At 67.1% G+C, this 14,345-nt stretch carries 11 protein-coding genes and 1 pseudogene; 9 read left to right on the forward strand and 3 right to left on the reverse strand.

The genetic code is table 11. The annotated features are described in order from the left end of the window. Window positions 1–6: 6 nt before the first annotated feature. The 3 genes and pseudogenes from PXJ20_RS18580 to PXJ20_RS18590 all read right to left on the reverse strand — a co-directional run bounded on the left by PXJ20_RS18580 (window position 7) and on the right by PXJ20_RS18590 (window position 3,705). A pseudogene (locus PXJ20_RS18580) lies at window positions 7–1,036 on the reverse strand (ABC transporter permease). Beyond that, window positions 1,017–2,525, reverse strand: a complete 1,509-nt coding sequence (locus tag PXJ20_RS18585) for a sugar ABC transporter ATP-binding protein (protein ID WP_421030501.1) — start codon at window positions 2,523–2,525, stop codon at window positions 1,017–1,019. Before PXJ20_RS18585 ends, PXJ20_RS18580 begins: the two are co-directional and overlap by 20 nt. Window positions 2,526–2,640: 115 nt before the next feature. Then, window positions 2,641–3,705: a LacI family DNA-binding transcriptional regulator gene (locus PXJ20_RS18590; protein ID WP_421030500.1), complete on the reverse strand. Its 1,065-nt coding sequence runs from the start codon at window positions 3,703–3,705 to the stop codon at window positions 2,641–2,643. A gap of 263 nt (window positions 3,706–3,968) precedes the next feature. On the opposite strand from PXJ20_RS18590, the gene PXJ20_RS18595 reads away from it, so the two are divergent. From PXJ20_RS18595 to PXJ20_RS18635, 9 genes are all read left to right on the forward strand, one after another. Further along, complete coding sequence (locus PXJ20_RS18595; RefSeq protein ID WP_017773133.1) at window positions 3,969–4,622, forward strand: protein-L-isoaspartate O-methyltransferase family protein; 654 nt, start codon at window positions 3,969–3,971, stop codon at window positions 4,620–4,622. Between the two features lie 61 nt (window positions 4,623–4,683). Beyond that, entirely contained in the window at window positions 4,684–5,007 is a 324-nt protein-coding gene (locus PXJ20_RS18600; RefSeq protein WP_017773132.1) for a rhodanese-like domain-containing protein, read from the forward strand. A gap of 681 nt (window positions 5,008–5,688) precedes the next feature. Then, complete coding sequence (gene urtA, locus PXJ20_RS18605; RefSeq protein WP_026121114.1) at window positions 5,689–6,987, forward strand: urea ABC transporter substrate-binding protein; 1,299 nt, start codon at window positions 5,689–5,691, stop codon at window positions 6,985–6,987. 7 nt (window positions 6,988–6,994) lie between these two features. Continuing rightward, window positions 6,995–8,740: an urea ABC transporter permease subunit UrtB gene (gene urtB / locus PXJ20_RS18610; protein WP_421030499.1), complete on the forward strand. Its 1,746-nt coding sequence runs from the start codon at window positions 6,995–6,997 to the stop codon at window positions 8,738–8,740. 1 nt (window position 8,741) lies between these two features. Beyond that, the gene (gene urtC, locus PXJ20_RS18615) at window positions 8,742–9,983 is read left to right on the forward strand and encodes an urea ABC transporter permease subunit UrtC (RefSeq protein ID WP_421030498.1); all 1,242 of its coding nucleotides are present in this window, start codon (window positions 8,742–8,744) and stop codon (window positions 9,981–9,983) included. Beyond that, the gene (urtD, locus tag PXJ20_RS18620; protein ID WP_421030497.1) at window positions 9,980–10,843 is read left to right on the forward strand and encodes an urea ABC transporter ATP-binding protein UrtD; all 864 of its coding nucleotides are present in this window, start codon (window positions 9,980–9,982) and stop codon (window positions 10,841–10,843) included. The genes urtC and urtD overlap by 4 nt, the downstream gene beginning before the upstream one ends. 99 nt (window positions 10,844–10,942) lie before the next feature. Further along, window positions 10,943–11,635, forward strand: a complete 693-nt coding sequence (urtE, locus tag PXJ20_RS18625) for an urea ABC transporter ATP-binding subunit UrtE (RefSeq protein WP_017773126.1) — start codon at window positions 10,943–10,945, stop codon at window positions 11,633–11,635. A 303-nt stretch (window positions 11,636–11,938) separates the two neighbouring features. After that, complete coding sequence (locus PXJ20_RS18630; protein ID WP_421030496.1) at window positions 11,939–12,853, forward strand: urease accessory protein UreD; 915 nt, start codon at window positions 11,939–11,941, stop codon at window positions 12,851–12,853. 440 nt (window positions 12,854–13,293) lie between these two features. Continuing rightward, the gene (locus PXJ20_RS18635; protein WP_421030495.1) at window positions 13,294–14,199 is read left to right on the forward strand and encodes a transporter substrate-binding domain-containing protein; all 906 of its coding nucleotides are present in this window, start codon (window positions 13,294–13,296) and stop codon (window positions 14,197–14,199) included. Window positions 14,200–14,345: the final 146 nt, after the last annotated feature.

Consider the following 14,345-nt stretch of genomic DNA (forward strand, 5'->3'; position numbering starts at 1 on the left):
ACACGTTCACCGCCGCCCGCGCTGCAGGAACGCAACGACGATGATCACCACGCCCTGCACCGCCGCGTTCAGATACACGCTGATGATGCTGGTGAGAGAGAATGTTCGCGATCACCGAGAGCAGCACCGCGCCGATCACGGTGCCCAGCACGCGGCCTTCGCCGCCCTTGAGCGCGGTGCCGCCCACCACCACGGAGGCAATTGCTTCGAGTTCCCACAGCAGCCCCGTGGTGGGCGTGGCGGAGCCGAGGCGCGGCACGTAGAGCACCGTCGCCACGCCCACGCATACGCCGAGCAGCGCATACGTCACGATCTTCACGGTATCCACGCGAATGGCCGCATAGCGAGCCACCTGTTCGTTGGAGCCGATGGCCTGCACGTGTCTGCCGAACGCGGTGCGGTTGAGAATCAACGCGCCGCCCGCGGCCATGGCGAGAAACACCCAGACCGGCACCGGCACGCCGAAGAGGCTCGCGTAATAGACGGGGCCGTACAGATCGGAGAGCGTGTTGTCGAGCGTGAGCGCACCGCCGTCCGCAAGCCACGTGAGCACCGCGCGAAAGATGCCGAGCGTGCCGAGCGTCACGATGAACGGTTCGATGCGCCCCTTCGTAATGAGCAGGCCGTGCGCGCAGCCGAACGCGGCGCCCAGCACGAGCGCGAGCACGATGCCCGCCAGCACGATGACGAGCGGCGGCAGCCCGTGCGCCACGGCACCCGCGGCGCCTGTGGCAAGCGCGTTCATTACCCAGATCATGACGCCCGCGATGAGCGCGGCCATCGACCCCACCGAAAGATCGATGCCGCCCGAGATGATCACGAACGTCATGCCCACCGCGATGATGCCGATGAACGACGTGCGCGTGAGCACGTTCATGAGGTTGTCGACGGTGGCGAAGTCGCGGTTGAGCAGCGTGCCGAGCACGCAGAGCGCGACGAGCCCCACGATGGGCCCAAGCCCCGTGGCCCGCCGCGCGAGCCGCCACGAAAGCCGCGCCCGGCGCGAATCCGGCGCTTCAGTGTGTACCGGTTGCATGGGCGATCAGCTCCTCTTCGGTCAGGTGTCCAATGCCGAGCGTGGCGACGAGCTGCCCCGCGCGCATCACGGCCACGCGATGGCAGAGCCCGATCAGCTCGATCAGTTCGGACGAGATCACGATCACGGCGCGGCCTTCGGCGGCGAGCCGGTGAATCAGGAAATAGATGTCGCGCTTTGCGCCCACGTCGACGCCGCGCGTGGGCTCGTCGAGCACGATTACGCGCGGGTCCGGTTGTAGGAACTTGGCAAGCGCGAGCTTCTGCTGATTGCCGCCCGAGAGCATGCGGGCGCGGCTCGCCAGATCGCCGGTGCGGATGCCGAAATCGCGCACGGCCTTTTCGAGCGCATCGCGCCCAGCCTTCAGGTCGAGCAGCGGATGCGCGTAGCGCTCCAGCGTCATCAGCGTGAGGTTGTCCTGCAGGTTCAGGTCCACGTGCAGACCCTTGCCCTTGCGGTCCTCGCTCAGGTACGTGAGGCCGTGGCGCATGGCGTCGCGCGGGTTCTTCAGCGTCACGCGCCGGCCCGTCATTTCGATCGTGCCGGCCGTGCGCGCCCGCAAACCGACGATCGCTTCGAAGGCCTCGGTGCGTCCTGCGCCCACCAGCCCCGCAAAGCCGAGCACTTCGCCCGCGCGCACTTCGAAGGCAAGCCCGCCCTGGGCGCCCACCCAGCCGGGCACGACGAGGCCCTCCACCTTCAGCGCCACGGGCGCGTTGTCGGCAACGGGCGCGCGCGCCGGGAACATGTCCGATACGTCGCGGCCCACCATGAGGTTCGCCATCTGTTGCCGCGATAGTTCGGCCGTGGCCGCGCGTGCGACGAAGCGGCCGTCGCGCATCACGGTGACGTCGTCGGTCACGCGCTGCACTTCGTCCAGCTTGTGCGAGATGTAGACGAGTGTGACGCCCTCCGCCTTGAGCTTCGCCATCAACGCGAAGAGGCGCTCGGTTTCGGCGGGCGTGAGCGTGGCCGTGGGCTCGTCCATGATGAGCAGGCGCGCCCGCCGCGACAGCGCCTTGGCAATTTCCACCAGCTGCTTTTCGGCGACGATCAGGTCGCGCACTTTCGTGTCGGGGTCGCGCTCGAGGCCCACCTGCGCGAGGTAGTGACGCGCCTCGGCGCGCATGGCTGCGTCGTCGAGCAGCCAGCCGCCCATGCCGCGCTGCCGCTTCTCGTGCCCCAGATACATGTTCTGCGCAATCGAGAGATGCTCGGCGAGATTGAACTCCTGGTGGATCAAGACGATGCCCGCGGCTTCGGCGTCGCGCGAGCCGGCGAAGCGACACGGTGTGCCGTCCACCTGGATGTCGCCCGAGGTCGCCGTCTCGTAGCCCGCGAGAATCTTCATGAGCGTCGACTTGCCCGCGCCGTTTTCGCCCAGCAGGCCGTGAATGCGCGCGGGCGCAAGCTCGAAGCTCACGCCGTGCAGCACACGCACAGGGCCGAAGTCTTTGCGGACATCGTCGAATCGCACTGCGACGCTCATGTCGTCGGGTCTCCGTCAGTCGCGGCTTCAGCCGCTCTCTGCCGCTTATGTGCCCCCAGGCACCTCTATGTGCCGCTACATCCCGCTACGGGCTACTACATGCCGCTACGTGCCCTCAAGCGCTTTGCCGCACCACGAGCCGATGCGGCAGCAGCACGCCGGGCACGCTCGTCTGCGGCTCGGCAAGCCGTTTGAGCAGCAGCCGCGCCGCCGTCTCGCCCAGCTCGCGCATAGGCTGCGCGATGGTGGTGAGCGGCGGGTCCACCTGCGCGGCCAGCGTGATGTCGTCGAAGCCGACCACGGCGATGTCGGCGGGCACGCGCCGGCCCACGCTGCGCAGTCCGTTGAGCACGCCGATGGCGAGCGTGTCCGAGACCGCGAAGATCGCCGTAGGCGGATCGTCCAGTTGCGCGAGCGCCGCGGCGGCACGGGCGCCCGCTTCGTAATCGAGGCAGTTCAGGTTCACGCGCCAGGCGTCGCGCGGCGTGAGTCCGGCGTCGGCGAGCGCATCCAGATAGCCGCGCTCGCGCTGCTGCGCATACAGGTAGTGCTCGTCGGAATTGATGAGCGCGATCTTCGTGTGGCCGCGCGCCAGCAGATGCCGCACGGCATCGCCCGCGGCGCGGTAGTTGTCGATGCCGACGTAGGGCACGCCCACGCGGGCATCGAACTCGCAGCACGCCACCCAGGGCAGCGAGACCGATTCGTCCGCGAGCGCCTGCTGGACCGTGGCCGGATCGAGGCAGATGGCGCCGTCGGCGCGTCGGCGGCGCAACAGGTCGAAGTAGCTTCGCTCGCGGCCCGGGTCCGCGCCGGTGTCACACAGCAGCATGAAGTAGCCATGCTGACGCGCCACGCTGTCGATGCCGCGCACGATCTCCGCGTAAAACGGATTGCCGAAGTCGGGGACCATGGTGAGCAGCAGCCGGCTCTCGGCGGTTCGCAGATTGCGCGCGAGTTCGTTGACGCGATAGCCGCAGCTTTCCACCGCGGCCATCACGCGCTCGCGGGTGGCGGCCCGCACGTTCGCGTGACCATTGAGCACGCGCGAGACCGTGGCCACCGACACCCCTGCGCGCTCGGCCACCCCGGCAATCGAAAGCGCGGGCTCGGGCGTGCCTTTCGGTTCGTTCGGCTCGGTCGCGGCTGGGGCCGCGTCTGGTTGGAGTCGTCCTGACATGGGCAAGGGCGTGGCACGGGGGGCGACTGATGCTGCGTGAAAACGTCGCGGAAAATGTAATCGATTACATTTTTGGTCGCCCGTGCGCCCGAGCGCAAGCCCTTTCGCATAGGGACAAACACCGACCCACGGCGCCCGCTTCAGCCCGGGAAGAAAGCGCGGTTTGGTACAATCCCGCCGTTCCGCAAGTTTAAAAATGGGCCACGCGCGCGTGGTCCAACACTTTTCCCCTGGCTGTACCCGAACCTCATCGCCGAACCATCATGAACATCGAACAAGCGCGTTTCAACATGATCGAGCAGCAGATTCGCCCCTGGGATGTGCTGGACCAGGACGTGCTGAACCTGCTCTCCGTCGTCAAGCGTGAAAACTTCGTCCCCGCGGCTTACGTGAACATCGCCTTCGCGGACCTCGAAATTCCCCTGCCCGGCGGCGAGCACATGCTGGCCCCGCGCGTGGAAGCGCGCGTGCTGCAGGAACTGGCGGTGAAGAAGCACGAAAGCGTGCTGGAAATCGGCGCGGGCTCGGGCTACATGGCGGCGCTGCTCGCGCATCGCGCCCAGCACGTGCTGACGGTAGACATCAAGCCGGAACTGGCCGAACTCGCGCGTACGAACCTGGCCGCGAACGGCGTGCTGAACGCGGAAGTCGCGACGGGCGACGGCGCGCGCGGCTGGCCGGCGGCGGCGCCCTACGACGTGATCTGCGTGTCGGGCGGCCTGCCCGTGCTGCCGCAGGAAATGCTGGAGCAACTGAAGATCGGCGGCCGGCTCGCGGCATTCGTCGGCGTGGCGCCGGTGATGAAGGCACAGATCATTACGCGCGTCGACGAGAAGCAGTACCGCATTGCCGACGTGTTCGAAACGTACATCGAGCCGCTGCACAACGCCGTCCAGCCGCCGCGATTCAAGTTCTGAGCCGGTTTGCCCACCTGCAAACCGACGACAACGAACTGCCGACAACGGACGACACGCCATCATGCAAAACCTGACCGCCCCCGCGCTCGCCGAATGGCTGGCCGACTCCGCCCGCCCCGCGCCCGTGCTGCTCGACGTGCGCGAGCCGTGGGAAATCCAGACAGCGCAGATCGCCGGCGCCGTGTCGATCCCGATGCGCGAGATTCCCGCGCGCAGCGAGGAACTGGACGACGAAGCGCAGATTGTCTGCGTGTGCCACCACGGCGCACGCAGCGCCCAGGTCGCGATGTTCCTCGAGTCGCGCGGCTTCACGAAAGTCTTCAACCTGCAAGGCGGCATCGACGCCTGGTCGCGCCAGGTGGACCCTTCGGTGCCCACTTACTGAGACTGGGCGCCCTTCTGGCACTGCTCTCTGCCGCCGCCCGCCACGGGCGGCGACAACCCTCTCCGGCTTCTTTCCTTCCTGCTTCGTTTTCCTGATGGACCCGGCCATCGTGCCGCAGGTCTCACCGATCCACGCCGCTTCACGATGCGCGACAGCGAGAACGTGGCAAGCACGCCGCGCTCATAGCCGCGCACGAATCCCTCGAACGCACGCGCGGTCTCTCGCGGTCATAGCCCTCGCCCGAAGCGGGTGCACAACGGCGCAGCGTGCGTGCACTGCAAGCGCTTGCAGTGCACGCACGCTGCGCTTCGGCATTCCATCGTCGGGCACGCATAGCGCCCTTCGCGATCCGCTTCGACGCGCCGACCACCACGCCTTCCCGCCCTTTCGTCACATCGCGCACCGCGACGATGCATCGCGCTCCTCGATGCCCGCGCATGCACCAGCATCGCTCGCCCGCGCGCTGCGCGCATTGCGATCCAACCGCGCCGCTACGTGCGTTCATGCGGATCTCGTGCTGACAGCACCGCGTTGGCATATGCCTTGCAGTAACACCTCCCGCCAGACAAGCAGATAACGCAGATAACCAACGCGCGAAACCGCCGGCGCCGTCATGGCCTGCGTTTCGCCTCCGAGGGCCGACCTCCGAATTCACACCCATCCATTGGCAAGGGGAACCACATGAAGCGACGCAGTCTGTTGAAGCTGGGCACCATGTCGAGCGCACTCGCGCTGGCGGCACGCGTACCGTTCGCGAAGGCGGACACGGGCAGCGGCCCGATCAAGGTAGGCATTCTGCATTCGCTGTCCGGCACGATGGCGATCTCGGAGACCTCGCTCAAAGACACCGCGCTCATGACGATCGCCGAGATCAACGCGTCCGGCGGCGTGATGGGCCGCAAGCTCGAACCCGTCGTGGTGGACCCGGCATCGAACTGGCCGCTCTTCGCCGAAAAGGCCCGTCAACTGATCACGCAGGACAAGGTGGCCGTGGTGTTCGGCTGCTGGACTTCGGTGTCGCGCAAATCCGTGCTGCCCGTGTTCGAGGAACTCAACGGCCTGCTCTTCTACCCCGTGCAGTACGAGGGCGAAGAGATGTCGCGCAACGTGTTCTATACGGGCGCGGCGCCGAACCAGCAGGCCATTCCCGCCACCGAGTACCTGATGAGCGCCGAAGGCGGCGGCGCGAAGCGCTTCTTCCTGCTCGGCACCGACTACGTCTACCCGCGCACCACCAACAAGATCCTGCGCGCGTTCCTGCACTCGAAGGGCGTGCAGGACGCCGACATTCAGGAGGTCTACACGCCGTTCGGCCACAGCGACTATCAGACCATCGTCGCGAACATCAAGACCTTCGCGCAGGGCGGCAAGACCTGCGTGATCTCGACGGTGAACGGCGACTCGAACGTGCCGTTCTACAAGGAACTCGGCAACCAGGGGCTGAAGGCGACGGACGTGCCCGTGGTCGCGTTCTCGGTGGGCGAAGAAGAACTGCGCGGCATCGACACCAAACCGCTCGTGGGCAACCTCGCGGCGTGGAACTACTTCATGTCGGTGAAGAACCCGGTCAACACGAAGTTCAAGGCGCAGTGGGCCGAGTGGGTGAAGTCGCAGAACCTGCCCGGCGGCACGAAACGCGTGACGAACGACCCGATGGAAGCCACCTTCGTCGGCATCCACATGTGGAAGCAGGCCGTGGAGAAAGCGAAGAGCACCGACGTCGACAAGGTGCGCGTGGCGATGATCGGCCAGAAGTTCAACGCACCGTCGGGCTTCGTGCTGGAGATGGACGGCAACCATCACCTGCACAAGCCCGTGATGATCGGCGAGGTTCGCGCGGACGGCCAGTTCAACGTGGTCTGGAAAACGAAGACCGCGATTCGCGCGCAGCCGTGGAGCCCGTACATCGCGGGCAATCAGGGCAAGCCGGACGTGGTGAGCTCGATTCCCGAGTTCCTGCGCCGCCGGCGCGTGGCCTGACGCTGCAATGACGGCCATTGCAATCGCGATGCGCGCGGCGTCTTCGCTTGCGCAATACGTGGCGCGCGCGGCACATGTGGCACGTGTCGCACATGTGCCGCACGTGGGCCGCGCGGCGCACGTCGTGCGCGTGGCGCGCAAGGGCAGCGGCACGGCGCTCGCGCTGTGCCTGCTGTTCGCCGCGGCGTCGGCGCTCGTGCCCGTGCGCGCGTTTGCGCTGACGAACGAAGACGTCGCACCGCTTGCAGCCGACGACTTCGACGCGAAGTCCGCCGCCATCGACAAACTGATCGCGGCGCACGACGCGCCCTCGCTCGCGCTGCTCAAAGCGCTTGCCGAAGACAGCGTGCTCGCCACGGATTCAGGTGAGGTGCTGGTCCAGGAAGGCGACACGTTGCACGACGCGGTGACGGGTAAAGCCGTAGAAGCCAGCGACGCCCAGCCCATCACGCTGAACAACCTGCTGCGCTCGAAGGTGGCGGGCGCCGTATCGGGGCTGCAACTGGCCGCGCCCGACCTCGAAACGCGCCGCGCCGCGATTGCCGCGCTGCTGCAAAACCCCGACCCCGCGATGAAGCCGATGATCGACGCGGCCCGCGCGAAGGAAACCGACCCGCAGCTCAAGAAACGCCTCGATACGCTCTGGGCCATGACCGCCCTGCACGACAGCGACCCGGCAAAGCGCCTCGATGCCGTGCAGCTCGTCGCGGCACGCCACGATCTCGACATGTACGAACTGCTGCGCCCGCTCGTCGCGAAAAAGCCCGACGGCAGCTTCGTGGAAAGCGACGCGAAGGTGCGCGCCGCCGCGCAACAGGGCATCGATGCGCTCGACGCCATCCAGCGCCGCAGCGAAATTGCGGGCACCGTGTTCGCGGGGCTTTCGCTCGGCAGCGTGCTGCTGCTCGCGGCGCTCGGCCTTGCGATCACGTACGGGCTGATCGGCGTCATCAACATGGCGCACGGCGAGTTTCTGATGATCGGCGCGTACACCACTTACGTCGTGCAGAGCTTCTTCCAGAGCCACGCGGCCGCCGCGTTCGACTGGTATCCGCTTGCGGCCGTGCCGGCCTCGTTCGTCTCGGCGGCGGTTGTCGGGCTCGTGCTCGAGCGGCTCGTGCTGCGGCATCTGTACGGCCGTCCGCTGGAAACGCTGCTCACCACGTTCGGCGTCAGCCTGATCCTGATCCAGGCCACGCGCACGCTGTTCGGCGCGCAGAACGTGCAGGTCGCCAATCCTTCATGGATGAGCGGCGGCGTCACGGTCATGCAGAACCTGATCCTGCCGTACAACCGCCTCGCGATTCTCGCGTTCTCGCTGATCGTGGTGGCCATTGCGTGGGCCGTGCTCACGAAGACGCGCCTCGGCCTCTTCGTGCGTGCCGTCACGCAGAACCGCCGCATGGCGGCGTGCGTGGGCGTGAAGACGGCGCGCGTGGACTCGTATGCGTTCGCGTTCGGCGCGGGCATCGCGGGACTGGGCGGCTGCGCGCTCTCGCAGATCGGCAACGTGGGGCCGGACCTCGGGCAGAGCTACATCATCGATTCGTTCATGGCCGTGGTGCTGGGCGGCGTGGGCCAGCTGGCGGGCACGGTGATCGGCGGCTTCGGCCTTGGCCTCGTGAGCAAGACGATCGAGCCGTTCTGGGGCGCGGTGCTCGCGAAGATCGCGGTGCTCGTGCTGATCGTGCTCTTCATCCAGAAGCGTCCGCAGGGGCTCTTTGCCCTCAAGGGCCGCAGCGCGGAGGCGTGACATGACGCTCGCCTCTTCTTCGAATGCCACTTCGGGGGCCACTACGGGGGTCACTTCCGGCACCGCCGGCACAGGTCTCGCAACGGCCACGGCAGGCGCAGGCGCAGGCGCAGGCGCCCAGCGCGCCCTTCAGCAAGGTTTCGCGCTCGGTCTTCCGCCGCGCCCCGCGCTGCTTTCGCGCGGCGCGTGGCTTGCGCTCATCGCGCTGATTCTCGCCGTGGGCATCGGCGTGCCTGTGAGCGCGCTCGTCATTCCCGAAACCAGCGCCCTGCACCTCTCCGCCTACGCGATGACGCTCGTGGGCAAGCTCATGTGCTATGCCATCGCGGCGCTCGCGCTCGATCTGGTCTGGGGCTACTGCGGCATTCTGAGCCTCGGCCACGGGCTCTTCTTCGCGCTGGGCGGCTACGCCATCGGCATGTACCTGATGCGCGCCATCGGCCGCGACGGCAAGTACGGCAGCGACCTGCCCGACTTCATGGTGTTTCTCGACTGGCACGCGCTGCCCTGGTATTGGCAGGGCACGCAGCATCTCGCGTATGCGCTGCTGCTCATGGTGCTCGTGCCCGCCGTGGTGGCCTGGGTGTTCGGCTTCTTCACGTTCCGCTCGCGCGTGAAGGGCGTGTATCTCTCCATCATCACGCAGGCCATGACCTTCGCCGCGATGCTGCTCTTCTATCGCAACGAAACGGGCTTCGGCGGCAACAACGGCTTTACGGACTTCAAGCGCATCGCCGGTTTCCCGATCACGCATGCGGGCACGCGCACCGCGCTCTTCCTGATGACGTTCGCCGCGCTCGTGCTCGCGTTCATCGCGGCGCGCGCCATCGTCACCTCGAAGCTGGGGCGCGTGGTGACCGCCGTACGCGACGGCGAAACGCGCCTCATGTTTCTCGGCTACAACCCGCTCGGCTACAAGCTCTTCGTGTGGACCTTCTCGGCCGTGCTGTGCGGCATTGCCGGTGCGCTTTACGTGCCGCAGGTGGGCATCATCAACCCGAGCGAGATGTCGCCGGGCAATTCCATCGAAATGGCGATCTGGGTCGCGGTGGGCGGACGCGGCACGCTGATCGGGCCCATCATCGGCGCCTTCGCCGTGAACGGCGCGAAGACGGTCTTCACGGCGTGGTTCGCGGAGTACTGGCTGTTCTTCCTCGGCGCGATCTTCGTGCTGGTGCCGCTCTTGCTGCCCAACGGCATCATGGGGCTCATCGACATGGCCGCTCGGAGGGTGCGCAAATGAACGAGAACGCCATGACGCCCGACCTCACCCACCCGGACGAACACGACGTGCTCACGCTCTCGGGCGAGGCTGGCTTGGGCCACGCCGTCACGCCCGGCGAAATCGACGTCTCGCACGGCACGATCCTCTATCTCGAAGACGTGACGGTGAGCTTCGACGGCTTTCGCGCGCTCAACGCGCTCTCGCTTTCCATCGACGCGGGCGAGCTGCGCTGCGTGATTGGCCCGAACGGCGCGGGCAAGACCACGATGATGGACGTCATCACGGGCAAGACGCGCCCCGACGCGGGCAAGGTGTTCCTCGGCCAGACCATCGACCTCACGCGCCTGAACGAACCCGCCATCGCGCGTTCGGGCATTGGCCGCAAGTTCCAGAAGCCCACGGTGTTCGAGCAGCACCCCGTGTGGGAAAACCTCGAACTGGCGATGAAGACGGACAAGCGCTGGTGGGCGTCGCTGCGCGCGCGGCTCAACCGCGCGGCGCAGGCACGCATCGAAGAAACGCTGGAAGTGATCCGGCTCGAAAACGAGGCCATGCGGCTCGCGGGCGAGCTTTCGCACGGCCAGAAACAGCGGCTCGAAATCGGCATGCTGCTGATGCAACAGCCCGCGCTGCTGCTGCTCGACGAACCCGCGGCAGGCATGACCGACGACGAAACCATGGAACTCGCCGCGCTGCTGAACCGCCTGCGCGGCAGTTGCTCGATGATGGTGGTCGAGCACGACATGGAGTTCGTCGCCGCACTGGCCGGCGACAAAGGCCGTGTGACGGTGATGGCCGAAGGCCGCGTGCTCGCGCAGGGCACGCTCGACGAAGTGAAGCGCGACGAAACCGTGATCGAGTCGTACCTGGGGCGCTAGAGGCACCGACCTTCGCCAATCTCGTTCACCTCCACCCGCACGGTCCGCACAGAGACGATCAAGCCACCGTCAAGCAACCATCGAGCAACCATCGAGCCCATGCTGAAAGTCCAGACCCTCAACCAGTATTACGGCGGCAGCCACATCCTGCGCGACGTGAACCTCACCGTGCCCGAAGGCAAGCTCACGGTGCTGCTGGGCCGCAACGGCGTGGGCAAGACCACGCTGCTGCGCTGCCTGATGGGCGTGGTGCAGCCTCGCAGCGGCACCATCGAATGGCGCGAGCAAGCCATCACGAAGCTGCCGCCGCATGCGCGCGTGGCGCAGGGCATCGCCTACGTGCCGCAAGGGCGCGACATCTTTCCGCGGCTCACCGTCGAGGAAAACCTGCTGATCGGCGCGGCCAGCAAGAAGGCGCCGAAAAAGATTCCGGACAGCATCTACGAACTCTTTCCCGTGCTGAAGGACATGCGCGCGCGCCGCGGCGGCGACCTGTCGGGCGGCCAGCAGCAGCAACTCGCGATTGGCCGCGCGCTGATGAGCGAGCCGCAACTGCTGATTCTCGACGAGCCCACCGAAGGCATTCAGCCATCGATCATCCAGGACATCGGACGCACGCTGCGCCACCTCGTGGAAGAGATGCGCATGACGGTGCTGCTCGTCGAGCAGTACTACGACTTCGCGAAGGCCATTGCGGACCACTACTGGGTGATGAGCCGCGGCGAGATCGTGGCGGGCGGCGAAGGCGCGAACATGGATGCGGACGGGGTGCGGGCGATGATCGCGGTTTAGGCCTGCGGGCGGACGCTGAATCCAGTCTGAAGCCGGGTCCGGGTCTGGATCCGCATCGCGCTTTGCCTGCGACGGGCACGCGCCGATGCGAGCAAAGCCGGAGCGGCTGCGTGCTATGCTCGGCCACCGTTGCGCCAGCCACGGCTCGCGGTGTCACGACGGGACGTGATCGGCCGCCAGCCACGAGCGGTGCATCGAACCGAACTGCACATCGCAGCACATCGCAGCACATCGCATCCCGGCGCACAATCGGGCACGCAACCTACGCACCTCCACGCATCCAAGCATCCACGCATTCCACGCATGTCGCTTCACGAAGATCACATCGCGCTTGCGCAGCCATCCGCCGCGAGTCGCCGCGAATGGCAGGCGCGCCTCGAACTCGGCTTCGCGCGGCAGGGTGCGCGCACGGCGCTCACGCATCGGTTGCATGAAGGCCCGCTGCGCGTGCAGCGTCCGCTTTATCCCGAAGGCGATGCGATCTGCCACGCCGTGATCGTGCATCCGCCGGCGGGCATTGCGGGCGGCGACACGCTCGACATCGGCATCACGCTCGACGCCGGCACACACGCCGTGCTGACCACGCCGGGCGCGACCAAGTGGTACAAGTCGAACGGACGCCGCGCGCGCCAGCGCATCGCAATCGACGTGGGCGCGCATGCGAAGCTCGACTGGCTGCCGCAGAACAACCTTGTGTTCGACCACGCGCACGCGGAACTCGACTTCACGCTGACGCTCGCGAGCGGCGCCACCGCCATCGGCTGGGACGCCACGCAGTTGGGCCGCCAGGCTGCGGGCGAGCGCTGGTCGCAGGGCTCGTTGCAGGCCGTTTCGCGCATCGTGGCGCGCAGTGCCGCGGCAGCACCGTCCGCTCAACCGGCGCAAGACCCGCTTCTGTGGTTCGAGCGCGCCCGGCTCACTGCGGATGACGCGCTGCGCGATGCGCCGCAGGGCCTTGCCGGCTACCCGGCTTACGGAACGCTGTGGGCCGTGGGGCCCGCATGCGACGACACGCTCGCGGAGTCGCTGACCGCCCGGCTTCCCTTCGACGACGCGTTGCGCGCCGGCGCATCGTGCATCTGTCCTGGCGTGCTGGTGGTGCGGGCGGTGGCGCGATCGATGGAAACGCTTCAGCACGCGCTGATCGACTGCTGGATGCAACTGCGGCCTCTCGTGCATGGCGTAGAGGCCAGGCCGCTGCGGCTCTGGACGACGTAGCGTCCGTTCGGGCCGCACTCGATAGCCGTGTTCGATGGCCGTGTTTTACGGTCGCGTTCACGGGCACACTCGTTGTCAGTACCAGTCGGCCGCACTCGACGTAGCACTCGACGTCGCACATATCGCCGCATTCCGCGCAGCACTCGCTGGCGCATGGGTTCGCCGCGCGGCCCGCGTTCATGGCACCGCCTACGCACCACGTTCGAACATCGCCTCGCCCAACGCGCGCCATAGCGGTGCACAGAGCTGCGTATCGATCTGCGCAGGCACCGCCGCAACACGTTTGGCATACCCCTTGCTCTTGATCGTGCCTCGCCGCGCCCGCTGCCTGGGTGGTCCGCGCCATCGCATCACGTTCGCGTGCCTGTGCTGAACCGGTCGCCCACCACGGCACGCGGCGAAAAGAAACCACACGTTGCCCCGCTGGAGACCTCCCGCTCATGAATCACCTCGCCGCCCGTCTTGCCACCCGCTTTGCCGCCGCGCTTTCCACCTCTCTTGCCACGTCTTTTTCCATCGCTCCTGCCACTCGTCACGCAGCCCGCGCGTTTCGTCCCCTGCGCCGCGCCGCGCTCGCCGCCGCGCTGGCCGCGCCGCTCACCGCGCTGATCGCGCTCGCGCCGCAAGCCGCTCACGCCGATGCGCTCGACAGCATCGCCAAGGCCGGCGTGCTGAAAGTCGCCGTGCCGGAGGACTACCCGCCGTTCGGCTCGGTCGGGCCCGACATGCAACCGCAGGGCTACGACATCGACACGGCCGCCCTGCTCGCGAAAGCCATGAACGTGAAGCTGCAACTCGTGCCCGTGAACAGCGCGAACCGCATTCCGTATCTGCAGACGGGCAAGGTGGATCTCGTCATCTCGTCGCTTGGCAAGACACCGGACCGCGAGAAGGTGATCGACTTTTCCACGGCCTACGCGCCGTACTACCAGGGCGTGTTCGGCCCGGCCGACATCAAGGTGACGGGTCCCGCCGACCTCACCGGCAAGACCGTGGGCGCCACGCGCGGCGCGCTCGAAGAGATCGCCCTTTCGCAAATGGCACCGAACGCCACCATCAAGCGCTTCGAGGACAACAACGCGACCATCGCCGCGTTCCTCTCGGGCCAGGTGCAACTGATCGCAGCGGGCAACATCGTGGCCGCGTCGATTCTCGCGAAGAACCCGCCGCGCCGCCCGGAGCCGAAGTTCGTCATCAAGAACTCGCCGTGCTTCGTGGGCCTCAACAAGAACGAGCCGCGTCTGCTCGCGAAGGTCAACGGCGCACTGCAACAGGCCAAGCAGGACGGCCAGCTGAACGCGATGTCGAAGAAGTGGTTCGGCGCGCCCCTGCCGACCGACCTCTGATGCCGCGCGGGTTCGTCCCGGGTTCGTCCTGGGTTGGTCCCGCCTCCCCGCGCCGATATGTTCAGCGCCGCACCTGCGTGAGATACTGGCGCGGGCCGCCACGGGCGGCCCGTGAGCCCTCCGTAAGGCTCCCCTCGCCGCGAAAC

The organism is Paraburkholderia sp. A1RI_3L, assembly GCF_048957895.1.
GTDB classification, from domain to species: Bacteria; Pseudomonadota; Gammaproteobacteria; order Burkholderiales; family Burkholderiaceae; genus Paraburkholderia; species Paraburkholderia kururiensis.